A 22812-nucleotide genomic window follows, 5' to 3' on the forward strand; every position below is an offset into this window, starting at 1 on the left:
CGCGGTCATTCGCCGCATGGATCGTCACCAGCGGCTCGCCGGCCGCCATGTCCTCGCCCAGCGCCACGATCTCCCACAGACCGACCGAGGGGTTGATCTTGTCGGTGCCGACCAGACGCCCGCCGCCCAGATGCACCACCGCCTCGCCCACCGCGCGGGTGTCGATGCGGCTGACGAAGCCCGCACGCGGGGCCTCCACCGCCCGGATCACCGGGGCCGACGGCAGACGGTCGGGGAAGCGTTCGACGAAATCGCTCGGGCCGCCCAAAGCTGCGATCATCTTGCCGAACACCTCGACCGCGCGCCCGTTGCTGAGCACCTCGTCGATCCGTGCCGTGCCCTCGACCGCGTCCTTGGCCAACCCCGCGAGCACCAGCGCCTCGCCGCCCAGCGCCGCGGTCACGTCCCACAGTGCCTCGTTCACGCCAGTGCCGGTCAGCGTCTCCATCACTTCGATCACTTCCAACGCATTGCCCGCCGAATGGCCCAGCGGCTGGTCCATGTCGGTGATCAGCGCCGAGGTCTTGCAGCCCGCACCGTTCGCGGTGGCGACAAGGCTCTGCGCGAGCGCCTTCGCATCCTCGGGCCGCGCCATGAACGCGCCCGAGCCGACCTTCACGTCGAGGATCAGCCCTTCCAGCCCGGCGGCGAGCTTCTTCGACAGGATAGACGCGGTGATCAGATCGATGCTCTCAACCGTGCCGGAGATGTCGCGAATCCCGTAGAGCCGCTTGTCGGCGGGGGCAATCTCGCCCGTCGCACCGACGATGGCGCAGCCGACCTCGCCCACCACCTTGCGCAAAGCGCCGATGCCGGGGGTGGCATCATAGCCGGGGATCGCTTCCATCTTGTCGAGCGTGCCGCCGGTATGGCCCAGACCCCGCCCCGAGATCATCGGAACGTAGCAGCCACAGGCTGCCAGCGCGGGCGCAAGCAGCAGCGAGACGGAATCCCCCACCCCGCCGGTCGAATGTTTGTCGATCACCGGGCCGGGCATGTCCCAGCGCAGAACCTCGCCGGAATCGCGCATCGCTTGCGTCAGCGCGACGCGCCCCTCGGTGCCGATGCCTTTAAGCAGAACGGCCATCGCGAAGGCCCCCGCCTGCGCGTCCGAGACCGAGCCATCGGCCAGACCGCGCGCGAACCATTGGGCTTGATCTGCGCTCAGGCTTTTGCCGTCGCGCACCGATTGGATAATGCTGCGGGCGTCCATCAGGTGTTTTCCATATGGCTCATGTCGAAGCGACCGGGCAGCAGATCGCCCACCGTCGTGTCGAGCCGCTCGCCCTCGGTCGTGGCCAGTGTCACCGGCGTGTCGTGGCGCGCGAATTCCGCCAGCTTCTGACGGCAGCCGCCACAGGGCGGCACGGGTGTCGGGCTGTCGGCGATCACGGCGACCTCGGTGATCTCGGTCTCGCCTGCCGCCACCATCGCGGCGATCGCGCCAGCCTCGGCACAGGTGCCTTCGGGATAGGCCACGTTTTCGACATTCACGCCGCTATAGATGGTGCCGGACGCCCCGCGCACCGCCGCACCGACCTTGAATTTCGAATAGGGCGCATAGGCGTTTTCACGCACCTGACGGGCAGAATCGAGCAACGACATCGGCGGTCTCCGGGCCATGGCCGGAGCGTAAAATTTGTCCAGCCGGTTGAGTTCTCCCGATCCTGCGCCGCGCCTGCGTCGGATGCAAGCGCTCACCTCGCGCCACCCCGCCGCCTCGCGTGGAGTTCATGCCGCAACGTAATTCGGAGGGGTTGCAATCACCCCCTTCGTGCTATCTAGAACGACGGGAGAGTCGCGCGCGAAAAATTAGTTTAGCGCTAAACCAGTTTCGGGAGGATCTCATGGAAGAGCTGCGTCAGGACAACCTGCGTCAGTCGGCACTGGACTATCACGCCAAGCCGAAACCCGGAAAACTGGAAATTCGCGCGACGAAGCCGCTCGCCAACGGGCGCGATCTGGCCCGCGCCTATTCGCCCGGCGTGGCGGAAGCGAGCCTTGCCATCAAGGAAGACCCCGACACCGCACGCGACTACACCGCGCGGGGCAATCTGGTCGCCGTCGTCACCAATGGCTCGGCCGTGCTGGGCCTGGGCAATATCGGCCCGCTCGCCGCGAAGCCGGTGATGGAAGGCAAGGCGGTCCTGTTCAAGAAATTCGCCGATATCGACTGTTTCGATATCGAAGTCGCCGAGAACGACCCCGAGAAACTGGCCGAGATCGTCTGCGCGCTCGAGCCCTCCTTCGGCGCGATCAACCTCGAAGACATCAAGGCCCCCGACTGCTTCATCGTGGAGAAAATCTGCCGCGAGAAGATGAATATCCCGGTCTTCCACGACGACCAGCACGGCACTGCGATCGTGGTGGGCGCGGCTGCGACCAACGCGCTGCGCATCGCGAAGAAGAACTTCGAAGACATCAAGATCGTCTCGACCGGCGGCGGCGCGGCGGGCATCGCCTGCCTCAACATGCTGCTGAAGCTGGGCGTGAAGCGCGAGAATGTCTGGCTCTGCGATATCGAGGGGCTGGTCTACGAGGGCCGCGAAGCTGACATGACGCCGCAAAAGGCGGACTATGCGCAGGACAGCGATCTGCGGACGCTCGACGAGGTGATCGAGGGCGCGGATATGTTCCTCGGCCTCTCCGGCCCCGGCGTGCTGAAGCCCGAGATGGTGCAGAAGATGGCCAAGCAGCCGATCATCTTCGCGCTGGCGAACCCGAACCCGGAAATCCTGCCCGACGTGGCCCGCGAGGTCGCGCCCGATGCGATCATCGCGACCGGGCGCAGCGATTTCCCGAACCAGGTCAACAACGTGCTGTGCTTCCCCTTCATCTTCCGGGGCGCACTGGACGTGGGTGCGACCACGATCAACGACGAGATGCAGATCGCCTGTGTCGAGGGGATCGCGAAGCTCGCACGGCAAACGACCTCCGCCGAGGCCGCTGCCGCCTATCGCGGCGAAAAGCTCACCTTCGGCGCGGATTACCTGATCCCGAAACCCTTCGATCCGCGGCTGATCGGCATCGTCGCCTCTGCCGTGGCGAAAGCCGCGATGGAGACTGGCGTGGCGGCCCGCCCGCTGGAAAATCTGGATGCCTACAAGGTTCAGCTCGACGGCTCGGTGTTCAAATCCGCGCTGCTGATGCGCCCGGTCTTCGATGCCGCCGCGACCGCAAGACGTCGTATCGTCTTCGCCGAGGGCGAGGATGAGCGCGTGCTGCGCGCCGCCAACGCGATGATCGAAGAGACCACCGACACGCCGATCCTGATCGGTCGTCCCGACGTGATCGAGATGCGCTGCGAACGGGCGGGCCTGCCGCTCGATCTGGGCGCAGTCGAGATCGTGAACCCGGAAAACGACCCGCGCTATCGCGACTACTGGGGCACCTATCACGAGTTGATGGCCCGGCGCGGCGTCACCCCCGATCTGGCGCGCGCGATCATGCGCACCAACTCCACCGCCATCGCCGGGGTCATGGTCCATCGCGAGGAAGCGGATTCGATGATCTGCGGCACGTTCGGGCAATATCTCTGGCACCTGAAATACGTGCGCGAAATCCTCGCCCGCGACGGGCTGCATGCCCAAGGCGCACTGAGCCTGATGATCCTCGAGGACGGCCCGCTTTTCGTGGCCGACACCCATGTCCATCACGCGCCCACGCCCGAGCAGATCATGGAGACGGTCTGCGGCGCCGCGCGCCACGTCTCGCGCTTCGGCCTGAAGCCGAAGATCGCGCTGTGCTCGCACAGCCAGTTCGGCAATCTCGACAGCGACTCGGGCGAGCGGATGCGCGCCGCGATGAACCTGCTGATCCGGCGTGAGGTCAATTTCGACTTCGAGGGCGAGATGCATGTCGATGCGGCCCTCGATCCCGAGACCCGCGCCCGGCTGATGCCGAATTCGCGCTTCGAGGGGGCGGCGAACGTGCTGGTCTTCGCCAATACCGACGCGGCCTCGGGCGTGCGCAACATCCTCAAGATGAAAGCCGGCGGCCTCGAAGTCGGGCCGATCCTGATGGGGATGGGCAACAAGGCGCATATCGTGACGCCCTCGATCACTTCGCGCGGGTTGCTGAACATGTCAGCCATCGCGGGCACGCCGGTCGCACACTACAGCTGAGTCGCGCCAACCTGCGAAATTTGCAAACCCCTCCCGGGCTGCAAAGAAGCTGAATACTCGCCCGCAGTTTGCAAAAATTTGCGGGCGATTTGTCGCGCTTTCTGCAAATTTTTTGGCGTTGCACCCTATTGTGCGCGGTAACATTCTTGCGCCAACGCGTTGCGCTTCGTAACACATCTCCAAATTCCTGAGGAGGAGATGTTCGCATGGGCTACAAAGAGGTCTATTCCGCCTGGCAGGCCGATCCCGAGAAATTCTGGATGGACGCCGCCGAGAAGATCGACTGGGACGAGAAGCCCTCGAAGGCCCTGTTTGACGGAAACGCCCCGCTCTACGAATGGTTCTCGGACGGGATGGTCAACACCTGCTGGAACGCGGTCGACCGCCATGTCGAACAAGGGCGCGGCGATCAGATCGCGATCATGCATGAAAGCCCGATCACCCACTCGACCAAGGGCATCACCTACAAGGAATTGCAGACCCGTGTGGCCTCGCTCGCCGGTGCGCTGAAGATGCGCGGCGTCGAAAAGGGCGACCGCGTCATCATCTACATGCCGATGATCCCCGAGGCGCTGGAAGCGATGCTCGCCTGCGCCCGGATCGGCGCGGTCCATTCGGTCGTGTTCGGCGGCTTCGCGGCGCACGAGCTCGCGGTGCGGATCGACGACTGCACCCCCAAGGCGATCATCGCGGCCAGCTGCGGCCTCGAGCCCGGGCGCACCGTGCATTACAAACCGCTTCTGGACGAGGCGATCGAACAGGCCGAGCACAAGCCGGAATTCTGCGTCATCTTCCAGCGCGAACAGGAAGTGGCGAAGCTGATCGAGGGGCGCGACTTCTCGTGGCACGGCTTCCAATATGGCGTGAAGCCCGCGGACTGCGTGCCGGTCGAGGGCAACCACCCGGTCTACATCCTCTACACCTCCGGCACGACCGGCCAGCCCAAGGGCGTTGTGCGCCATACCGGCGGCCATCTCGTCGCGCTGCAATGGTCGATGAAGAACATCTACAACATCGAGGCGGGCGACCGTTTCTGGGCGGCGTCCGATGTCGGCTGGGTCGTGGGCCACTCCTACATCTGCTACGGCCCGCTGATCGCGGGCGCGACCACGGTGGTGTTCGAGGGCAAGCCGATCGGCACCCCGCATCCGGGCGTGTTCTGGCGGATCATCCAGAACAACCGCATCAAGAGCTTCTTCACCGCCCCCACGGCGCTGCGCGCGATCAAGCGCGAGGATCCGAACGGCGAGTGGATCAAACGCTACGCGCTTCACGATCTGCAGGCGCTGTTCCTTGCAGGCGAGCGGGCCGATCCCGCGACCGTCGAATGGGCGCAGAAACATCTCGGCGTGCCGGTGGTCGATCACTGGTGGCAGACCGAGACCGGCTGGGCCATCGCCGCGAACCCGATCGGGATCGAAGAGCTACCGACCAAGGTAGGCAGCCCCTCGGTGCCGATGCCGGGCTACGACATTCAGGTGCTCGACGAGGGCGGCCACCCGGTCGAGACGGGCCAGCTTGGCGCCATCGCGATCAAGCTGCCGCTGCCTCCGGGCACGCTGCCGACGCTGTGGAACGCCGAGGCGCGCTTCAAGAAAAGCTACCTCGAGCAATTCCCCGGCTATTACGAGACGGGCGACGCGGGCTATGTCGACGAGGACGGCTATCTCTACATCATGGCGCGCACCGATGACGTCATCAACGTCGCGGGCCACCGTCTCTCGACCGGCGCGATGGAAGAGGTCCTCGCCGGACATCCCGACGTTGCCGAATGCGCCGTGATCGGCGTGGCCGACGACCTGAAGGGGCAGACGCCGATGGGCTTCCTGTGCCTCAGCTCGGGCTGCAACCGCCCGCATGAAGAGGTCGTCAAGGAATGCGTGAGCCGCGTGCGCGAACAGATCGGCCCGGTCGCGGCCTTCAAGCTCGCCACCGTGGTGGACCGTCTGCCGAAGACCCGCTCGGGCAAGATCCTGCGGGCCACGATGGTGAAGATCGCGGATGGGCAGGACTGGAAAATGCCCGCGACGATCGACGACCCCGCAATCCTCGACGAGATCACCGAGGCGCTGAAAGGGCTTGGCTATCCGAAAAAATAAGCCGAGCTTATCATAAGCGCACTCATTTTGAGCGACGCAGATAGGCACCACATCAAAAGTTTACGCGAGAGTTAAGAAGCCGCATCCACAATGGGTGCGGCTTTATGCTATTGTTTATGTTATCGAAGGTTAATTTGAGAACCGTACCCCGGAACCATCCATCGAGGGGTTATTTTGACGAACCGAAAGTTGCCCGATCCCGCTGCGCAGGAGCCATTCGCATCGTTGCGATGCGATCTCGGTCCTTTATGGCAGCACGATCTGCGCGCCGCGCTTGCAGATGTGATGTGCGGTCTGGATGCGGCGCTCGCCGATCCGGGCGGTCAAAGCACGCATGGACAATTGGAGCGCGCGCGCGAAGCGGCGAGCGATCTGGCACAGCTTCTCGATCTGGACGGGGCGAAGGAAACTGCGCCCGCCGTGCCGAGCCATGAAGCGGCAAGCGAGCTTTCCGACGCGTCCGAGGCAAGCCCCGCTCCCCCGCATTTGGTCATTGCCGATGCGCTTGAACGGGTGCGCCGCCGCTGGACAAGCGCGGCCCATGTTCGGGGCATGTCGCTCGCGATCCACATGGCCCCCGATCTGCCGCCGGTTCTGGCGATCGATCGCGTGCCGCTCAACCGCATCTTCGCCAATCTGATGCGCAACGCGCTGTGCTATGCCCAGCGCGGCACGATCCACCTGTCGCTCGACTTCGACCCGACCGAGGGGCTGCTGCTGACCGTGCGCGACGAAGGCGATGGCTTCCCAGAGGAACGTCTGCGCGCGCCAGCCTGCGCAGGGCAGCGCAGCGAGCCCGCCACGTTCCGCAACCCCGAGGGGCAAGGTCTGGGCCTCGCGATCTGTCACGCGCTGGTGGCAGAGGCCGGCGGCAAGATCGACCTCGCCAACGCGCCGCAAGGCGGGGCCGAAATCCGCGTGTCGCTCCCGGCCCGTCCCGTCGATATCGGCTCCACGATGCGCGATGCCCCCCTGCCCGATCTGAGCGGGTGGAACGTGCTCGTCGCCGATGACAGCGAGATGAGCCGCGCCGTGCTCGAACAATTCCTGAGCGCGATGGGCGCGCAGGTGACCGGGCTGCGTCGTGGCGACAGTGCGGCCGCGCAACTGCGGGCCGAACGCTTCGATCTCGCGGTGCTGGATGTCGAGATGCCCGGCTGCCGCGGCCCCGAGGTGATCGCCAGCATTCGCCGCTCCGGTCTGCCTTGGGCGGACCTGCCGATCATCCAGTGCAGCGGCTATCGCGACGTGGAGAAAGGCGCGGCCGATGCCTGCCTGATCAAGCCGGTGCTGGGCCTGCAGCCGATCCTGCGCGCCTTGGAAGAGGCTGGTTGCATGACGACCGTGCCACGCGTAACTACGCCGCCGCGCGGTTTGCTCGCCCATCTACGTCTGGCCGAGAAGGCATTGCCAGCGGGGCTTGGACAGGAACTGATCGCCGATCTCGAGACGGTACGTCACGGGCTGTCGCTCGCACTGCCACCTTTCGACCTCTGCGCCCTGCAATTGCTGAGCCATAAGCTCAGTGCGGTGGCCGGAGTGGCGGGTGACCACCCCCTCTCGCGGCATGCACGCGCGCTTGACAGTGCAACCCGACATGGGACTTATGAAGATATTCAAGATCTTGGCCGGGTCGCCCTCATTTTCATCGACCGGCTGATAGCCACCACCCGTAATAATTTGAACGCGAAGACTGATTTACAGCATGAGAACTAGTGACTCCGAGACGACCACCCCGGACAGGGATACCAGCTCCAAGACGGATAGTCCGCAACACGGCCTCAGTCGAAACGGGCGGAACAGCGTCGACACCGAGACCGAACATTTTCTATTGATCGAAGATGTGGGATCGCTCCGGGCGATCTATGACGCCTATCTGCGCAACGCCGGCTTCATCACCCATCTCGCGGCAAGCGCCGAGGAAGGGATGCGCATCTTCCGCGACAACCCGATCCGCATGGTCCTGCTGGACCTGATGCTGCCCGATCGCGACGGCGACACGCTGATCGCCGAAATGCTGGCCCTGCGCCCCTATGCGGCGATCATCGCGGTCACTGCCGACCGCTCGATCGACCGCGCGGTGCGGGCGATGCAGGAGGGCGCGATCGACTTCCTCGTCAAACCGATCGACGAACCTCGCCTCAGAAGCGCCATTGAGAGCGCGCGCAGCCTGTCGCTGCGTTCGGACTTCGACGACGCGAGCGCGAGCGAGGAGACGGTCGGGGATTTCGTCGGCAACGCGCCGCAGATGCGGGCACTCTACGCCCGGACCCGCGCTGCCGCCCGCTCGACCGCGCCGGTCTATATCTGGGGCGAAAGCGGTACCGGGAAGGAGCTTTGCGCCCAGGCGGTTCACGCCACGAGCCCCCGCGCCGATGGTCCCTTCATTGCGCTCGATTGCGGCGCACTGGCCGCCGAACGCGTCGACAGCGAACTCTTCGGCCATAACCGCGGGGCCTTCCCGGGCGCTTTGGAGGACAAGGACGGCGCGCTTCTCGCCGCCGATGGTGGCACGCTTCTGCTCGACAATATCTGCGAACTTGCCCCCACCGCGCAGATCAAGCTGCTGCGGTTCCTACAGAGCGGCCAAGTCCAACCGCTCGGCGCCAGCCAGCCGGTCGACGTCAATGTGCGGATCGTCTGCGCAGCCAAGAGCTCGCCTACCGTCATGCTGCAAAACGCTGTGCTCCGTGAGGACCTCTATTACCGGCTGATGGTGCTCACGATCGAGATGCCGCCGCTGCGGATGCACCGCGAGGATATCGGCCCTCTGGCGCGGATGGCGCTGGAGCGGTTCGCCTCCGAGGAGCAGCGCGACTTCAGCGAGATCGAACCTGAGGCCATCACCCGCCTGGAGGACCGTCCCTGGCCCGGCAACGTCCGCCAACTGATGAACGTCATCCGCGCGGCGATCGTGATGCATGACGGGCCGGTGCTGCGCGCTCATATGCTGCCGGAATTCGATCCGACGACGAGCCGTGCCGCGCCCACCACCGTCCCGGCGGCCGATCCTTTCGCGGACCGCACGCTGGCCGAGATCGAGCGCGCCGCGATAGAGGCTGCGATCACCCGGCATGACGGATCGATCCCGCGCGCTGCGCTGGAACTGGGGGTCGCGCCCTCTACGATCTATCGCAAGCGCGACGCGTGGCTGTCAAAGGGCTGAGCCTCAGGCGAACTGTTCGCGCATCAACCGCTCTTCGAGCCCGTGACCGGGGTCGAAGAGGATGCGGTGCTCGATCTCCGGCTCGGAGCGCACCTCGACCCATTTGACCGGCTTGACCGAGCGGCTGTCCGCATCGGCCATGACCGGGCGCTTGTCGGGTTCGAGAATGTCGAAGCGCACCAGCGCGGAGGATGGCAGGATCGCGCCCTGCCACCGCCGCGGCCGGAAGCTCGCGATCCCGGTCAGCGCCAGCACGTCCGAGCCGATCGGCAGGATCGGCCCGTGCGCGGAGAAGTTATAGGCGGTCGATCCGGCGGGGGTGGAGACGATCGCGCCGTCGCAGACCAGCTCCTCCATCCGCACTTTGTCGTTGATCGAGATCTTCAGCTTCGCCGCCTGCGGGCCCGCGCGCAGCAGCGAGACCTCGTTGATGGCGAGCGCCTCATGCAGCAACCCGTCCTGCGTCTCGGCCTTCATCGACAGCGGATTGATCACCGCCTGCTCCGCCGCCTCGAGCCGCGCGGGCAGATCATCAGCAACATAGTCGTTCATCAGGAAGCCGACCGAGCCGCGGTTCATCCCGTAAACCGGCAGCCCGGTGCCCTCGTGCAGGCATTGCAGCATGAACCCGTCACCGCCAAGCGCCACGATCACATCGGCCGCGTAGCGCGGCACCTGCCCGTAGCGCGCGACCAGATCGGCCTGCGCCGCCTGCGCCGTCTCGGCGTGGGAGGCCGCGAAATGGATATGGGTATACTGGTTCGCCACCGCGCGGTCCTCCTGCTTGTCCAAGGTGTTGCAAGGGCTTGGACGAAAGACAAGCGTCAATCCGGCGCGGAAATGACCGATTTGGTCGTTTGTCTGCTTTCAGCCCTGTGAAATCTGCGCTAAACGGTCGGCGACCGGATCTTTGCGAGGAATGGCCATGAAAGACCAACGCGATGCGGGCTTCTTCACCGAAAGCCTCTCCAGCCGTGACCCCGAACTCTTCAAGTCGATCACCGATGAACTCGGTCGCCAGCGCGACGAGATCGAACTGATCGCCTCGGAAAACATCGTCTCGAAGGCGGTGATGGAGGCGCAGGGTTCGGTGCTGACGAACAAATACGCCGAAGGGTACCCGGGCAAACGCTACTATGGCGGCTGCCAATATGTCGACGTCGCGGAGAACCTCGCGATCGATCGCGCCAAGGAGCTGTTCGGTTGCGAATTCGCCAACGTGCAGCCGAACTCGGGCAGCCAGGCGAACCAGGGCGTGTTCACCGCGCTCGTGAAGCCGGGCGACACCATCCTCGGCATGAGCCTCGATGCGGGCGGCCACCTGACCCACGGCGCCAAGCCGAACCAGTCGGGCAAGTGGTTCAACGCAGTGCAATACGGCGTGCGCAAGCAAGACAGCCTGCTGGACTACGATCAGGTCCGCGAACTGGCGCTCGCACACAAGCCGAAGCTGATCATTGCGGGCGGCTCGGCCATTCCGCGTCAGATCGATTTCGCCAAGTTCCGCGAGATCGCGGATGAGATCGGCGCGTACCTGATGGTCGACATGGCGCACTTCGCCGGCCTCGTGGCCGGTGGTCAGCACCCGTCGCCCTTCCCCTATGCGGATGTCGCGACCACCACGACGCACAAGACCCTGCGCGGTCCGCGTGGCGGCATGATCCTCACCAACAACGAGGAGATTGCGAAGAAGGTGAACTCGGCGATCTTCCCGGGCATCCAGGGCGGTCCGCTGATGCATGTCATCGCCGGCAAGGCCGTGGCCTTCGGCGAGGCGCTGCGCCCCGAGTTCAAGGGCTATGCCGAGCAGGTCGTGAAGAATGCTCAGGCGCTGGCCGACGAGCTGATGAAGGGTGGCCTCGATATCGTCACCGGCGGCACCGACACCCACGTGATGCTGGTCGACCTGCGCCCGAAAGGCGTGAAGGGCAACGCGACCGAGAAGGCTCTGGGCCGCGCGCATATCACCTGCAACAAGAACGGCATCCCGTTCGACCCGGAAAAGCCGATGGTCACCTCGGGCATCCGTCTGGGCACCCCGGCGGGCACCACCCGCGGCTTCGGCGAGGAAGAGTTCCGCGAGATCGCGCGACTGATCGTCGAAGTGGTCGACGGGCTCGCCGCGAATGGCGAAGAGGGCAATGGCGAGGTCGAAGAGGCCGTGAAAGCCAAGGTTGCGACGCTGCTGAGCGGCTTCCCGATCTACCCCGAACTCTGATCCCACTCCGAGATCAAGACGAAGGCCCCCGCGATCCGGGGGCCTTTTTCATGTCTGGGGGTGTGGAGCGATCAGATCGCTCCAGTCCAGACCATCGCAGCTAGCAAGGTGCCGCCCACGATCACCACGATCACGGCGATCGAACTGGCGAGGCCAAGCGCCGCTGCGCGCAGCCGCTCCGCCGCACCCAGCGGCTCGAGATAGTCGCGACAGGTCGCGAAAGCGCCCTCCACCCTTCGGGCATCCAGTTGCCGGGCGATCTTGGGCGCGTGCGCTTTGCGCTCGGCATCGACCAGCACCAGCGCCGCCTTGCGCACCTTGCGCGGCAACGCCCGGGCCCGCGAGGCGACCCGCGCCTCGAGCGTCGCCCCCTTCGCCCCCAGCCGCTGCGCCAGAAGCCGCGAGACCTGCCCCACCATTTGATTGATCTTCTCCGGCCCCATCCGGCCCTCTCCCTTACGCAGCGTTCAGCAATTCCGCACCGGACGCTACCCGCCGCGCGAGATCAGCGCAACTGCGCGCATGGACGCAGATTTTTTCGCATCCGCTCTGGAAGCGCCCCGGGAGGCGATCTAGCTTAGGCGCCATGTTGAACACGACCCCCTACACCTCCGACAGCAATCCCGGCGCGCGACCGCTGATCATCGCCCCCGGTCTTTTCGGATCGGCCCGGAACTGGAACGCGATCGCCAAGCGGCTGAGCGCGGACCGCCCCGTCATCGCGCTCGATATGCGCAATCACGGCGACAGTTTCTGGGACGACGATCACAGCTATCAGGCGATGGCCGACGACATCGCCGAGGTGATCGAGGCGAATGGCGGGGTCGCGGATGTGCTGGGCCATTCGATGGGCGGCAAGGCGGCGATGACGCTCGCCCTGACGCGCCCGCAACTCGTCGCGCATCTCATCGTCGCGGATATCGCGCCCGAAAACTACGATCACGGCGACAACCATAGCGCGCTGATCGAGGCGATGCAGGGGATGGATATCGCCGATCTCACCTCGCGCTCCGCCGCGGACGAGCGACTGGGCGAGCAGGTCTTCGATCCGGGCACCCGCGCCTTCCTGCTGCAATCGCTGGTGCTGCGCGACGGCCCGCCGCGCTGGAAGTTCAACCTAGCCGCGCTGAAGGCGAATATGGACGGCATCCTCGGCTGGCCCGAGGCGCTGGAGGGCAAGCAGTACGACGGCCCCACTCTCTTCCTGTCGGGCGCGGACTCGCATTACGTGCAGCCCGAAATGCACGACCGTATCCGCGGTTTCTTCCCACAGGCGCGTTTCGAGGAAATCGACAATGCGGGGCACTGGCTGCATGCCGAGAAGCCCCGCGAGTTCGAAGCCGACGTGGCGCGTTTCCTCGACTCCACGAGCTGAGGAAACCGCGCCGCTGCGCTCACGCGCCCGGCTTCATCATCCGCCGGATCAGGTGATCGCGCTTGACGTATTGGTGATAGAGCGCGGCCGCCACATGCAGCCCGGCAAGCCACAGCAACACCGTGGTCAGGACCGAGTGAGTCTCGGCCGCCCATTCCAGCTGCCCGTAATAGGCCACTAGCCCCGCAATCGGGATCGCGAACAGCGTCACGTAGAGCAGCCAGTGCACCGCGGCCGCGCCGCGCCGGAAAATGGCGGGATCGTTCTCCGGCGGCTCGGGCGCGCCGTGGCTCGCGCGCAGTATCAGGCGCCAGATCGCAAGCACGAGCACCGCGATCCCCAAGACGATGTGGCCATAGGTCAGGACACCGGCGTCAGCCGATCCGCTCTCCATCAGATCGTGGAAGGTATGGCCCATCGCGTCATTGAACAGATACTGGACGATGAGCAGCAGGACGACGGCCCAGTGGAGCCAAATCTGGGTTTTCGAATAGCCGGGAGCGTAGGACATATTACCTCTTTGAATTGACGAAACGCCGCCGCGCCTCGCCGGACTAGCGCGGCGAAGGCGCAGAGGTTCCGCCCTTCACGAAGTTGGGATTTTCCCGACGCCTGTGCCGCGCCGCGCCGTCAGGCGTTTTCGCGGATCATTTTGGCGATATACCACGCAACGGGCACGGCGACGAGGAACCCGATTACCGCGGAGACGATCATCGCGTTGGTCGTGAACATGTTCATCGTCAGCGCGGCAGTGATGAGGATACCCGCGAGGGTCGGTCCGACGAGGGCGTAGATGATACCGAAGAGGCGCATGTCTGATCTCCATTGAGCGGCGCATTTCGGTCGTCAGACTGACTCCGATCACGCGGATGTGACCTTGATCCGCATCAAGTCCGCGCGGTCGCCGCTGCGGCAGGGCGTCGCATCAGCAATCGAGCTGGAAGCGCGCCTCGCCCGTATCGCCGGGCAGCGAGGGCGATCGGTAGAGCCCGCCCGCCGGTCCCGCCACCTTGCAGCCCGACACCTGCTCTGCCGCGCGGATCATCAGGGGCGGCACGCGCCCCCGCTCTGCCCGGCGCAGATAGCCCATGCGCACCACCTCCGCCCGGTCTCCCTTGAGGAAGACGACGAAGTCGATGCCGTCGAGCGTGAGGTCATGCCGCGACGCGCCGAGAAACTGCGGCGCCGGAGACGCGCAGCCCGCGAGAAGGCCAAGAATAAAGAAAAACGGGGCTTTAGACATTGAAAGGCTCCGGGGAGGGACAACCCGGAGCCTTTCAGAGCTTAATTAACAAGAAGTTAACCAGCTCGGGCGGAGTGTGCGGCCCCCGCGAGGGACAAAGCAGGGGCCGCAAGACCGTTCTGACAGGGATCATGCCTGGCGGGGCGGCCAGAACGGGTCATTCCTTTTTATGCGCCGCTCGGTCCAGAGACCTGCGGGAATTCCTAAGACAATCCCGACGATCACGGCGAACGCGAATTCCTGCCATCCGACAAAGCCGAAAGTCAGAGCTGCGATCACCACGACCCCGGTCACGACGAGGGCCGAGAGGGCGGCGAGGAAAAGGCGCAGAGGCTTCTTCATTCGGGCTCTCCCTTATGTGTTCGAGGGCAAAACGCCGCTCCTTGCCTCCAGTTCCACGGAACCGTAAATTTTTTCGTACGTTGGCCGGTGATGGCTTAATAGGAGAGCGTAAGAGATGACGAAATCGGTTCAAATGGCGGCAATGACCGTAATCCTTCTGGGCCTCGCGGCTTGCAACACCGTGCAAGGCGCAGGTCAGGACCTGTCCGTTGCAGGCAACACGATCGCGGGCGAGGCGCGTCAGGCGCGCTAAATTCCAAGCCTGACAGCCAAACGAAAAAATCGAAGGCCCCGGAGATTTCCGGGGCCTTTTTCTTGCCTCTGACGTCAGGGACGCGCCCGGCTCAGTAATTCACATGAGCGACGCGGTCTTTCATCGACTCGCCCGGGTCCGACGAGAGCAGGATCTTCGCGCCCGCGACCAGCGCATTGCCGCTGTCCCAGATCTCGGCCTGATCCGGATCGAAGCGCAGCAGCACCAGCTTGGGGTCATCCTTGCCCTCATACCAGGCGCCGATGAAGGGGTTCCAAAGCCGCTCCACGGTCTCGGGGTCGGTATGTTCGGTCAGACGCCCCGTGACGGTCGCGAAGACCTTGTGGCCCTTGTCCGAGAAGGTGAACATCGCCCCCGCACCGGGGGCCAACCCGTCCATCAATTCCGTGTCGCGCGCGGTGAAGAACCACACAGGGCCGGGCTTCTCCTCGACGATCGCCGTCATCGGGCGCGGCGCTGCCGTCTCGACGCCCGCGCGCGCCAGCATCACGGTGCGATCCGAGTCGAGCGCGTCCCAGAAATCTTTCTCGATCTTGGCTTGGTCGGTCATGTCGTTTCCTCCTGAAATAGGTCTGGAAGGAGAACGTGAGGGTGGCGTCGCATGTTCCTCAGAAAGGACGTGACTGACCCGCCCGAAATGAAAAGGCCCGGCGCAATCGCCGGGCCTTATTCGTCAATTTCGCGGAAGATCACTCATCCATCTTCAGCGCCGCAATGAACGCGCTCTGCGGGATTTCGACCTTCCCGAACTGGCGCATCTTCTTCTTACCGGCCTTCTGCTTCTCCAGCAGTTTCTTCTTCCGGCTCGCGTCGCCGCCGTAGCATTTCGCGGTCACGTCCTTGCGCATCGCCGACAGCGTCTCGCGCGCGATCACGCGGCCACCGATGGCGGCTTGGATCGGGATCTTGAACATGTGGCGCGGGATCAGGTCTTTCAGCTTCTCGCACATCGCGCGGCCGCGGGCCTCGGCGCGGTCGCGGTGAACCATGATCGAGAGCGCGTCGACCGGCTCGTCATTGACGAGAATCGACATCTTCACGAGGTAGTCCTCGCGATATTCGGTGATCTGGTAGTCGAAGCTGGCATAGCCCTTGGTGACCGATTTCAGGCGGTCGTAGAAGTCGAACACGACCTCGGCGAGCGGCAGGTCATAGACCACCATCGCGCGGCCACCGACATAGGTCAGGTCCTGCTGGATGCCGCGGCGGTCCTGACAGAGCTTGAGCACATCGCCCAGATATTCGTCCGGCACGAGGATCGTCGCCTTGATGCGCGGCTCCTCAATATGGTCGACATAGGTCAGGTCGGGCATGTCGGCGGGGTTGTGAAGCTCGATCACTTCCCCGTCCTTCATGTGGATCTTGAACACGACCGAGGGCGCGGTGGTGATCAGATCGAGATCGTATTCCCGCTCCAGACGGTCGCGCACCACTTCGAGGTGCAACAGGCCGAGGAAGCCGCAGCGGAAGCCGAAGCCGAGCGCTGCCGAGGTTTCCATCTCGGCCGAGAAGCTCGCATCGTTCAGCTGCAGTTTCTCGATCGCGTCGCGCAGCGCTTCGAAATCGTTCGCATCGACCGGGAAGAGGCCGCAGAACACGACCGGGATCGAGGGTTTGAAGCCCGGCAGCGCCTTGGCGCAGGGCTTCTTCTCGTGGGTGATCGTGTCGCCGACCTTGGTGTCGCGCACCTGTTTGATCGAAGCGGTGAAGACGCCGATTTCGCCGGGGCCCAGTTCGTCGATATTGACCATCGCGGGCTTCAGAACGGCGAGACGGTCGAGCTTGTAGGTCGCCCCCGTCTTCATCATCTTGATCTGGTCGCCCTTCTTGATCACGCCATCCATGACACGGATCAGAACGACGACGCCCAGATAGGGGTCATACCACGAATCCACCAGCATCGCTTTCAGCGGCGCGTCACGGTCGCCCTGCGGCGCTGGCAGACGCTGCACGATGGCTTCCAGAACGTCCGGGATGCCCAGACCAGTCTTCGCGGAAATCTCGACGGCATCCGAGGCGTCGATCCCGATCACGTCCTCGATCTGCTCTTTCACGCGCTCGGGCTCTGCCGCGGGCAGGTCGATCTTGTTCAGGACCGGAACGATCTCGTGATCCGCGTCGATCGCCTGATAGACGTTGGCCAGCGTCTGCGCCTCGACGCCCTGCGAGGCATCGACGACCAGCAGCGAGCCCTCGACCGCCTGCATCGAGCGCGAGACTTCATAGGCGAAGTCGACGTGGCCGGGGGTGTCGATCAGGTTCAGCACATAGGTTTTGCCGTCCTTGGCGGGATAGTCGATCCGCACCGAGTTGGCCTTGATCGTGATGCCGCGCTCTCGCTCGATATCCATCGCGTCGAGGAGTTGGTCCTTCATATCGCGTTCGGCCACGGTACCGGTCAGCTGGATCAGCCGGTCGGCGAGCGTGGATTTACCGTGGTCGATATGCGCCACGATGGAGAAATTGCGGATGCGATCAAGATCAGTCATGGGCGCGCGTATACAGGGGAAAAAGCGGGCCGGGAAGAGGGATTGAACGCCATCTGCCATTGACCTCGGCCCGGTCGCGTCCGACATATCCCTGAGACACGAAACACGGGAGACGCAAGATGATCTATTCCGTTCCGAACATGACCTGCGGGCACTGCAAAGCCTCGGTCGAGGCTGCGATCGAAGAGGTCGGCGGCAAGGCCGATGTCTATCTGGAAGATCGCGAGGTCGAGGTGGAAGGGCTGCCCGAATCCACCGTGATCAGCGCTCTGAAAGGCGCAGGCTACGAGGCCACCCCGGTCGAAGAGTGATCTGGAGGGCGAACGCCATCCAGATGTAGTGGGCCCGTGCACGCGCAACGCGACGACTAGAAAACGGGTTCCCTCCCCTGCCCCGAACCGGCGGAATCCTGCCTGTTTTGTTGCCCGCTTTTTGAATTTGAGTTAGAATCGCGGACAAATGAGCAGGCAGGATCGGCAAACACATGCCGGCCGCAACGACAAAGGGGCAGTAGATGATTTTCAAGACCACACTCGGACTCTGTGCATTCTCGGGCGCCATGGCGCTTGCTTCGATGGCTTCGGCCGGGCCGATCGACAACGCGTGTCAGAAAGCGGGCCGCGCCAGCAATCCCGGCACCTGCGGCTGCATCCAGCAAGTCGCGGACATGACGTTGAGCCATCGCGACCAGCGCCGCGCCGCCAGCTTCTTCCACGATCCCGACCGCGCGCAGGAAGTGCGCATGTCCGACCGCCAGTCGGATTCGGACTTCTGGGACCGCTACAAGAATTTCGCCGCGACGGCGGAAGGCTTCTGCAAGTAAGCGCTTGATCGGCGGCGCGCGGTCTACTGCCCGCGCCGCTTTTCTTCCTCATCGGCCAGCAGGTCGGCAATCAGTTGATCCGCGCCCGCCTCGATCAGATCGAGGGCTCCATCGAAATTGCGAGTGAAATAGGGATCGGGCACATCGCGCGGCCCCTCCGGCCCGTCGATGAACATCTGCACCTGAGCGCGCATCTCGCGCGGCGCCCCGTCAAGCGCATCGCGCAGGTTATTCTCATCCATCGCGAGGATCACATCGAACCCGTCGTAGTCGGCGGGCTGGATCTGCCGTGCGCGCAGGCTGCGCATGTCGTAGCCGCGCGCTTCCGCCGCCGCGATCATAGGATCGTAGGGCGGCTCTCCGAGATGCCAGGTGCCGGTGCCTGCACTGTCGAACTCGATATCGAGCCCGGCCACGGCGGCCTTGTGACGGGTCACCGCTTCGGCGGCGGGCGAGCGGCAGATGTTGCCAAGGCAGAGAAAGAGGATACGCATAGGGGAAGTGATAACGGAGGGCGCAGCGATGGCCAAGGTCGTGATTCTGACGGGCGCGGGAATTTCTGCCGAAAGCGGCATCCGCACGTTTCGGGCAAGTGACGGCCTCTGGGAGGAACACCGCATCATGGACGTAGCGACGCCGGAGGGCTTCGCGCGCGACCCCGCGCTGGTGCACCGTTTCTACAATGCGCGCCGGGCAGCAGCGCGCGCGGCCCAGCCGAACCCCGCCCATCTCGCGCTGGCCGAGCTGGAGGCCGATCCGGGCCACGAGGTTCTGGTGGTGACGCAGAATGTCGATGACCTGCACGAGCGCGCCGGCTCTCAGAACGTGATCCACATGCATGGCTCGCTCTTCGGCGCGCTGTGCCACGCCTGCGACCATCGCTGGCCCGCGCCCGAGGCGATGCAGCCGCAAGACACCTGCCCCGGCTGCGGGCGCAAGGCCACGCGGCCCGACATCGTCTGGTTCAACGAGATGCCATATCAGATGGATCGGATCATCCGCGAGCTGGAGGCCGCAGACCTGTTCGTCTCGATCGGCACGAGCGGCAATGTGTATCCCGCGGCAGGCTTCGTGCAGGACGCCGCGATGTGCGGGGTGGAGACGCTGGAACTGAACCTCGACCGCTCGGCAGGCAGCGAGATGTTCGACACATCGCGCCAGGGCCCGGCGAGCGTGCTGGTCCCTCAATGGGTGCGCGAGCGGCTGGGGTCGCGGTGAGAGGAACGGCGGGGCGGCAGACCGCCCTGCCCTCTGCTCAGTAGCTGTATTCGGCGTAGATCTTGCTCAGATCGCCATTCCACTCGCCGTGATACTTCTCGAGAAGCTCGTCGGCAGGCACCCGGCCTGTCTCGACGCTCTCTTCCAGCGCATTGAGGAAATGGGTCTCGTCGGGGATCATCCCGCCCGCGCCGGGCTTCGCCCGCGCCGCCAGACCGGATTTCGCGATCGCCACCGTCTCGCGTGCGAGGTCATGCAGCTTCACACCATTGAACTCGCCCTGCAGCGCATCGACCGCCGCCGCGCGGCGCAGACCTTCGCGGGTCTCGTGATCGAAGCCTTTCACCAGATCCCATGCCGCATCCAGCGCTGTCTGGTCGTAAAGCAGACCGACCCAGAGCGCGGGCAGCGCACACAGACGCCGCCACGGCCCGCCATCGGCACCGCGCATCTCGATGAATTTCTTCGCGCGCGCTTCGGGGAAGACGGTGGTCAGGTGATCGGCCCAGTCGCTCAGCGTCGGCTTCTCGCCGGGTAGCGCGGGCAGCTCGCCCTTCAGGAAGTCGCGGAAGGACTGGCCCAGCGCGTCGATATATTTGCCGTCGCGATAGACGAAATACATCGGCACATCGAGGACGTAGTTCACGTAAGCCTCGTAGCCCGCACCCTCTTCGAACATGAAGGGCAGCATGCCCGTGCGCGCATCGTCGAGGTTCTGCCAGATATGGCTGCGCCACGATTTCATGCCGTTGGGCTTGCCATCGAGGAAGGGCGAATTGGCGAAGAGAGCGGTCGCAACCGGCTGCAGCGCCAGCGCCACGCGCATCTTCTGCACCATGTCGGCTTCCGAACCGAAGTCGAGATTCACCTGCACGGTGCAGGTGCGATACATCATCTGCGTGCCCAGCTCGCCCACGCGGCCCATGTAATCGGTCATCAGCCGATAGCGCCCCTTGGGCATCATGTGCATCTGTTCCTGCGTCCAGATCGGGGCCGCGCCCAGACCGATGAACTTCACACCGATATCGTCGGCGACCGACTGCACTTCGCGCAGATGCTCGTTCACCTCGTCGCAGGTCTGGTGGATCGTCTCGAGCGGCGCGCCCGACAGCTCCAGCTGACCGCCCGGCTCGAGGCTGACATTCGCGCCGTTCAGTTCCAGCCCGATGATCCTGCCCTGCTCTTCCACCGGCTTCCAGCCGAAGCGGTCGCGCAGACCTTCCAGCATCGCCTTGATCGACCGCGGGCCGTCATAGGGCAGCGGCAATTGCTTGTCCGCGCAATAGCCGAATTTTTCATGCTCGGTGCCGATGCGCCAGTCGTCGCGCGGCTTCTCACCTTCGGCCAGATATTCGGCCAGTTGCTCGAAGCGCTCGATCGGGCCACCGCCCTGCTGCGGAATGGACATGTCTTTTCTCGCGTCGCTTTATGGAGCGCCACAGGTGGCGCGGGGGTTGGCTCAAGTCAAGCGTGAAACCTGTTTGCGGGTCCAGAGGCTCTGTGCGGCAGACTTTTGGTCAAGCGCGGCAGAGATCTTCCCCATGTCGATCCCCGGCAGGCTCGCGAAGGCATCGTAGAGCCCATCCGCCCCCGCTGCATCGAGAGGGATCAGAAGCGCCTCGCCCGAGAGGCTGCGCAGCCGCCAATATTGCTGGCCCTGCAGCGTCAGCAGACGGATTTCCGCCAATTCGCGCAGGGGCAATTCGCCGCCCATCCCGAGCGCCGAGACATTGCTGCCCGGCCCCGCAATGGCGCGCGCCCGGCTGGCTGCGAAATAGGAGATGCGGCCTTCGTCGATCTCGACCAGACCCGGCGCATTTGTTTCACGCGCGAAGCGTAACCGACGCCAGCCGATCAGCGCCCAGCCAAGCCCGAGCGCCACCGCGACCAGTCCCAGCGGCATAAGGATCAATCCACCGAGCCAGATCAACCACGCACCGAACGCCACCACGACGCCCGCCGCGATCACCTCGCTCCAGCGCTTGAAGCCTTCTGCGACCTCGGGACGGATCACCGCCAGTCTCCCAGCGCCGATTGCCACAATGTGATCGCCGCGCAGACCGCCGTATCGGCGCGCAGGATGCGCGGGCCGAGACTGACGGGGGTCACGAAATCGAGGGCGCGGAGCATCTCGCGCTCGGCCTCCGAGAACCCGCCTTCGGGCCCGATCAGGATCGCCCAAGGGCCGGGTTCGAGACCTGCGAGCGTCTCAGCGGGCCCAACCAAAGCCTCATCCGCCCAGAGGATACGACGGCTCGGATCCCAGCCATCCAGCAGCTTCTTGAGCCCCTGCAAATCCTCGACCGGGGGCACATAGGTGCCCAGACATTGCTCCGCCGCTTCCTTGGCATGGGCCTGCAAACGGTCCTGCCGGATGCGTGCGGAATTGGTGAACTCGGTCTGCACCGGCAACACCTTGGCGCAGCCCAGCTCGGTCGCCTTCTCGACGATGAAATCGGTGCGCTCTTTCTTGATCGGCGCGAAGATCAGCCAGAGATCGGGCGGCGCGAGCTGAGGCGCGGCCTGCTCGACGCAGGCCAGAATACCGCGCTTCTTGTGGGCCTCGACGACCTCCGCCGTCCACTCGCCATCGCGCCCGTTGAACAGCGCCACACGGGCGTTCACGGCCAGCCGCATCACCGCAAAGAGGTAATGCGCTTCGTCCTGAGTCAGAGGCACGGCTTGCCCCGCGCCCAGCGGGTGCTCTACACAGAGCCTGATCTTGGCACGTTCCATGAGGCGGACTGTATGAGCGGAAAAACCGAAACGCCAGAGGCGGCAAACGCGAGCACGGGCGAGACCCCGAACGACGCGAACGGCACGGTCGCGGATGCCTATCGCGGCAACTGGGTCGACCGGCTGGCCCCGGCATGGACGCGGCCCTACCTGCGCTTGAGCCGCGCCGACCGACCGATCGGGACATGGCTGCTGCTGCTGCCCTGCTACTGGTCGATCGCGCTGGCGGCATCCTCGACGGGCGGCTTCATCTGGTGGGACCTGTGGCTTGCCATCGGCGCTTCCATCGGGGCCTTTCTGATGCGCGGCGCGGGCTGCACATGGAACGACATCACTGACCGAGACATTGACGCGGGCGTGGCGCGCACCCGCTCGCGGCCGATCCCCTCGGGGCAGGTCTCGACGAAACAGGCGCTGGCCTGGGCGGTGATCCAGTCGCTGATCTCCTTCGCGATCCTGCTGACCTTCAACACGCCCGCAATCATCCTCGGGATCGTGTCGCTCGGTCCGGTCGCGATCTATCCCTTCGCCAAGCGCTTCACCTGGTGGCCTCAGATCTTCCTCGGGATCGCGTTCAACTGGGGCGCGCTGCTTTTGTGGGTCGCGCATACCGGCAGCCTGAGTTGGCCGCCCGTTGTGCTCTATTTCGCGGGCATGGCCTGGACGCTGTTCTACGACACGATCTATGCGCATCAGGACAAGGAA

At 64.6% G+C, this 22812-nt stretch carries 25 protein-coding genes; 11 read left to right on the forward strand and 14 right to left on the reverse strand.

What is annotated here, in order from left to right; all coding sequences use genetic code 11:
* Window positions 1-1213, reverse strand: a 1213-nt coding sequence (locus B3D39_RS19555) for a thymidine phosphorylase (protein ID WP_286789996.1), incomplete at its 3' end; no start/stop codon positions are given.
* On the reverse strand, window positions 1213-1605 hold the full coding sequence (locus tag B3D39_RS19560; protein ID WP_075773944.1) for a cytidine deaminase: 393 nt from the start codon (window positions 1603-1605) through the stop codon (window positions 1213-1215). The genes B3D39_RS19555 and B3D39_RS19560, both read right to left, overlap by 1 nt.
* A gap of 242 nt (window positions 1606-1847) precedes the next feature.
* On the opposite strand from B3D39_RS19560, the gene B3D39_RS19565 reads away from it, so the two are divergent.
* The 4 genes from B3D39_RS19565 to B3D39_RS19580 all read left to right on the forward strand — a co-directional run bounded on the left by B3D39_RS19565 (window position 1848) and on the right by B3D39_RS19580 (window position 9389).
* Window positions 1848-4124 (forward strand): NADP-dependent malic enzyme, encoded by a 2277-nt coding sequence (locus B3D39_RS19565; RefSeq protein ID WP_274962404.1) that lies wholly within the window; start codon window positions 1848-1850, stop codon window positions 4122-4124.
* A gap of 206 nt (window positions 4125-4330) precedes the next feature.
* Window positions 4331-6223, forward strand: coding sequence for a propionyl-CoA synthetase (locus B3D39_RS19570; protein ID WP_274962405.1), 1893 nt, complete (start codon window positions 4331-4333; stop codon window positions 6221-6223).
* A 285-nt stretch (window positions 6224-6508) separates the two neighbouring features.
* Window positions 6509-7939, forward strand: coding sequence for a hybrid sensor histidine kinase/response regulator (locus B3D39_RS19575; protein ID WP_286789997.1), 1431 nt, complete (start codon window positions 6509-6511; stop codon window positions 7937-7939).
* Window positions 7929-9389 carry a sigma-54-dependent transcriptional regulator gene (locus B3D39_RS19580; RefSeq protein WP_274962407.1) on the forward strand — a complete coding sequence of 487 codons (1461 nt, stop codon included), beginning with the start codon at window positions 7929-7931 and terminating at the stop codon, window positions 9387-9389. Before B3D39_RS19575 ends, B3D39_RS19580 begins: the two co-directional genes overlap by 11 nt.
* Window positions 9390-9392: 3 nt before the next feature.
* Here the strand turns inward: B3D39_RS19580 and B3D39_RS19585 are convergent, their stop codons facing one another.
* Window positions 9393-10157, reverse strand: a complete 765-nt coding sequence (locus B3D39_RS19585) for an NAD kinase (protein WP_274962408.1) — start codon at window positions 10155-10157, stop codon at window positions 9393-9395.
* 157 nt (window positions 10158-10314) lie between these two features.
* Between B3D39_RS19585 and glyA the strand changes: the two genes are divergently transcribed.
* Window positions 10315-11607 carry a serine hydroxymethyltransferase gene (gene glyA, locus B3D39_RS19590; protein WP_098411994.1) on the forward strand — a complete coding sequence of 431 codons (1293 nt, stop codon included), beginning with the start codon at window positions 10315-10317 and terminating at the stop codon, window positions 11605-11607.
* Between the two features lie 71 nt (window positions 11608-11678).
* Here glyA and B3D39_RS19595 read toward each other — a convergent pair whose 3' ends face one another.
* The gene (locus B3D39_RS19595) at window positions 11679-12050 is read right to left on the reverse strand and encodes a hypothetical protein (protein WP_078549026.1); all 372 of its coding nucleotides are present in this window, start codon (window positions 12048-12050) and stop codon (window positions 11679-11681) included.
* A 143-nt stretch (window positions 12051-12193) separates the two neighbouring features.
* On the opposite strand from B3D39_RS19595, the gene B3D39_RS19600 reads away from it, so the two are divergent.
* Window positions 12194-12982: an alpha/beta fold hydrolase gene (locus tag B3D39_RS19600; RefSeq protein ID WP_274962409.1), complete on the forward strand. Its 789-nt coding sequence runs from the start codon at window positions 12194-12196 to the stop codon at window positions 12980-12982.
* A gap of 19 nt (window positions 12983-13001) precedes the next feature.
* Here B3D39_RS19600 and B3D39_RS19605 read toward each other — a convergent pair whose 3' ends face one another.
* The 4 genes from B3D39_RS19605 to B3D39_RS19620 form a co-directional block, all read right to left on the reverse strand.
* Window positions 13002-13493, reverse strand: a complete 492-nt coding sequence (locus B3D39_RS19605) for a cytochrome b (RefSeq protein WP_274962410.1) — start codon at window positions 13491-13493, stop codon at window positions 13002-13004.
* A gap of 119 nt (window positions 13494-13612) precedes the next feature.
* Complete coding sequence (locus tag B3D39_RS19610; RefSeq protein WP_078522498.1) at window positions 13613-13795, reverse strand: hypothetical protein; 183 nt, start codon at window positions 13793-13795, stop codon at window positions 13613-13615.
* A gap of 112 nt (window positions 13796-13907) precedes the next feature.
* Window positions 13908-14225: a hypothetical protein gene (locus tag B3D39_RS19615; protein ID WP_274962411.1), complete on the reverse strand. Its 318-nt coding sequence runs from the start codon at window positions 14223-14225 to the stop codon at window positions 13908-13910.
* A 129-nt stretch (window positions 14226-14354) separates the two neighbouring features.
* On the reverse strand, window positions 14355-14567 hold the full coding sequence (locus tag B3D39_RS19620) for a hypothetical protein (RefSeq protein ID WP_078549035.1): 213 nt from the start codon (window positions 14565-14567) through the stop codon (window positions 14355-14357).
* Window positions 14568-14682: 115 nt separating this feature from the next.
* On the opposite strand from B3D39_RS19620, the gene B3D39_RS19625 reads away from it, so the two are divergent.
* Window positions 14683-14820: an entericidin A/B family lipoprotein gene (locus B3D39_RS19625; protein ID WP_108722389.1), complete on the forward strand. Its 138-nt coding sequence runs from the start codon at window positions 14683-14685 to the stop codon at window positions 14818-14820.
* Window positions 14821-14911: 91 nt separating this feature from the next.
* On the opposite strand, the gene B3D39_RS19630 is transcribed toward B3D39_RS19625, so the two are convergent.
* The gene (locus B3D39_RS19630) at window positions 14912-15391 is read right to left on the reverse strand and encodes a pyridoxamine 5'-phosphate oxidase family protein (RefSeq protein ID WP_078604839.1); all 480 of its coding nucleotides are present in this window, start codon (window positions 15389-15391) and stop codon (window positions 14912-14914) included.
* Between the two features lie 139 nt (window positions 15392-15530).
* Complete coding sequence (gene lepA / locus B3D39_RS19635) at window positions 15531-17330, reverse strand: translation elongation factor 4 (protein ID WP_078522493.1); 1800 nt, start codon at window positions 17328-17330, stop codon at window positions 15531-15533.
* A 119-nt stretch (window positions 17331-17449) separates the two neighbouring features.
* On the opposite strand from lepA, the gene B3D39_RS19640 reads away from it, so the two are divergent.
* Both B3D39_RS19640 and B3D39_RS19645 read left to right on the forward strand, forming a co-directional pair.
* Window positions 17450-17641 carry a heavy-metal-associated domain-containing protein gene (locus B3D39_RS19640; protein WP_075773932.1) on the forward strand — a complete coding sequence of 64 codons (192 nt, stop codon included), beginning with the start codon at window positions 17450-17452 and terminating at the stop codon, window positions 17639-17641.
* 203 nt (window positions 17642-17844) lie between these two features.
* Window positions 17845-18153, forward strand: a complete 309-nt coding sequence (locus tag B3D39_RS19645; RefSeq protein WP_078522492.1) for a hypothetical protein — start codon at window positions 17845-17847, stop codon at window positions 18151-18153.
* A gap of 23 nt (window positions 18154-18176) precedes the next feature.
* Here B3D39_RS19645 and B3D39_RS19650 read toward each other — a convergent pair whose 3' ends face one another.
* Window positions 18177-18647, reverse strand: coding sequence for a low molecular weight protein-tyrosine-phosphatase (locus B3D39_RS19650; RefSeq protein WP_274962412.1), 471 nt, complete (start codon window positions 18645-18647; stop codon window positions 18177-18179).
* A gap of 28 nt (window positions 18648-18675) precedes the next feature.
* Between B3D39_RS19650 and B3D39_RS19655 the strand changes: the two genes are divergently transcribed.
* Window positions 18676-19371 (forward strand): NAD-dependent deacylase, encoded by a 696-nt coding sequence (locus B3D39_RS19655; RefSeq protein WP_274962413.1) that lies wholly within the window; start codon window positions 18676-18678, stop codon window positions 19369-19371.
* Window positions 19372-19408: 37 nt separating this feature from the next.
* Here the strand turns inward: B3D39_RS19655 and B3D39_RS19660 are convergent, their stop codons facing one another.
* From B3D39_RS19660 to B3D39_RS19670, 3 genes are read right to left on the reverse strand one after another with little or no spacing between them, the layout of a single operon-like run.
* Complete coding sequence (locus B3D39_RS19660; RefSeq protein ID WP_274962414.1) at window positions 19409-20779, reverse strand: glutamate--cysteine ligase; 1371 nt, start codon at window positions 20777-20779, stop codon at window positions 19409-19411.
* A 51-nt stretch (window positions 20780-20830) separates the two neighbouring features.
* Window positions 20831-21385 carry a hypothetical protein gene (locus B3D39_RS19665; protein ID WP_274962415.1) on the reverse strand — a complete coding sequence of 185 codons (555 nt, stop codon included), beginning with the start codon at window positions 21383-21385 and terminating at the stop codon, window positions 20831-20833.
* Window positions 21382-22107: a 16S rRNA (uracil(1498)-N(3))-methyltransferase gene (locus tag B3D39_RS19670; protein ID WP_274962416.1), complete on the reverse strand. Its 726-nt coding sequence runs from the start codon at window positions 22105-22107 to the stop codon at window positions 21382-21384. The genes B3D39_RS19665 and B3D39_RS19670 overlap by 4 nt, the downstream gene beginning before the upstream one ends.
* Window positions 22108-22119: 12 nt before the next feature.
* Here B3D39_RS19670 and B3D39_RS19675 point away from each other — a divergent pair.
* The coding region (locus tag B3D39_RS19675; protein ID WP_286789998.1) for a 4-hydroxybenzoate octaprenyltransferase at window positions 22120-22812 on the forward strand (693 nt) is incomplete at its 3' end.

This window comes from Thioclava sp. UBA3469 (assembly GCF_002378135.1).
GTDB classification, from domain to species: domain Bacteria; phylum Pseudomonadota; class Alphaproteobacteria; order Rhodobacterales; family Rhodobacteraceae; genus Thioclava; species Thioclava sediminum.

Bases quoted from the DNA above. Each gene is read 5' to 3' on its own strand.
- B3D39_RS19560 (WP_075773944.1), bottom strand. From the start codon at position 1,605: ATGTCGTTGCTCGATTCTGCCCGTCAGGTGCGTGAAAACGCCTATGCG.
- B3D39_RS19565 (WP_274962404.1), top strand. From the start codon at position 1,848: ATGGAAGAGCTGCGTCAGGACAACCTGCGTCAGTCGGCACTGGACTAT.
- B3D39_RS19570 (WP_274962405.1), top strand. From the start codon at position 4,331: ATGGGCTACAAAGAGGTCTATTCCGCCTGGCAGGCCGATCCCGAGAAA.
- B3D39_RS19575 (WP_286789997.1), top strand. From the start codon at position 6,509: ATGTGCGGTCTGGATGCGGCGCTCGCCGATCCGGGCGGTCAAAGCACG.
- B3D39_RS19580 (WP_274962407.1), top strand. From the start codon at position 7,929: ATGAGAACTAGTGACTCCGAGACGACCACCCCGGACAGGGATACCAGC.
- glyA (WP_098411994.1), top strand. From the start codon at position 10,315: ATGAAAGACCAACGCGATGCGGGCTTCTTCACCGAAAGCCTCTCCAGC.
- B3D39_RS19595 (WP_078549026.1), bottom strand. From the start codon at position 12,050: ATGGGGCCGGAGAAGATCAATCAAATGGTGGGGCAGGTCTCGCGGCTT.
- B3D39_RS19600 (WP_274962409.1), top strand. From the start codon at position 12,194: ATGTTGAACACGACCCCCTACACCTCCGACAGCAATCCCGGCGCGCGA.
- B3D39_RS19605 (WP_274962410.1), bottom strand. From the start codon at position 13,493: ATGTCCTACGCTCCCGGCTATTCGAAAACCCAGATTTGGCTCCACTGG.
- B3D39_RS19610 (WP_078522498.1), bottom strand. From the start codon at position 13,795: ATGCGCCTCTTCGGTATCATCTACGCCCTCGTCGGACCGACCCTCGCG.
- B3D39_RS19615 (WP_274962411.1), bottom strand. From the start codon at position 14,225: ATGTCTAAAGCCCCGTTTTTCTTTATTCTTGGCCTTCTCGCGGGCTGC.
- B3D39_RS19620 (WP_078549035.1), bottom strand. From the start codon at position 14,567: ATGAAGAAGCCTCTGCGCCTTTTCCTCGCCGCCCTCTCGGCCCTCGTC.
- B3D39_RS19625 (WP_108722389.1), top strand. From the start codon at position 14,683: ATGACGAAATCGGTTCAAATGGCGGCAATGACCGTAATCCTTCTGGGC.
- B3D39_RS19630 (WP_078604839.1), bottom strand. From the start codon at position 15,391: ATGACCGACCAAGCCAAGATCGAGAAAGATTTCTGGGACGCGCTCGAC.
- lepA (WP_078522493.1), bottom strand. From the start codon at position 17,330: ATGACTGATCTTGATCGCATCCGCAATTTCTCCATCGTGGCGCATATC.
- B3D39_RS19640 (WP_075773932.1), top strand. From the start codon at position 17,450: ATGATCTATTCCGTTCCGAACATGACCTGCGGGCACTGCAAAGCCTCG.
- B3D39_RS19645 (WP_078522492.1), top strand. From the start codon at position 17,845: ATGATTTTCAAGACCACACTCGGACTCTGTGCATTCTCGGGCGCCATG.
- B3D39_RS19650 (WP_274962412.1), bottom strand. From the start codon at position 18,647: ATGCGTATCCTCTTTCTCTGCCTTGGCAACATCTGCCGCTCGCCCGCC.
- B3D39_RS19655 (WP_274962413.1), top strand. From the start codon at position 18,676: ATGGCCAAGGTCGTGATTCTGACGGGCGCGGGAATTTCTGCCGAAAGC.
- B3D39_RS19660 (WP_274962414.1), bottom strand. From the start codon at position 20,779: ATGTCCATTCCGCAGCAGGGCGGTGGCCCGATCGAGCGCTTCGAGCAA.
- B3D39_RS19670 (WP_274962416.1), bottom strand. From the start codon at position 22,107: ATGGAACGTGCCAAGATCAGGCTCTGTGTAGAGCACCCGCTGGGCGCG.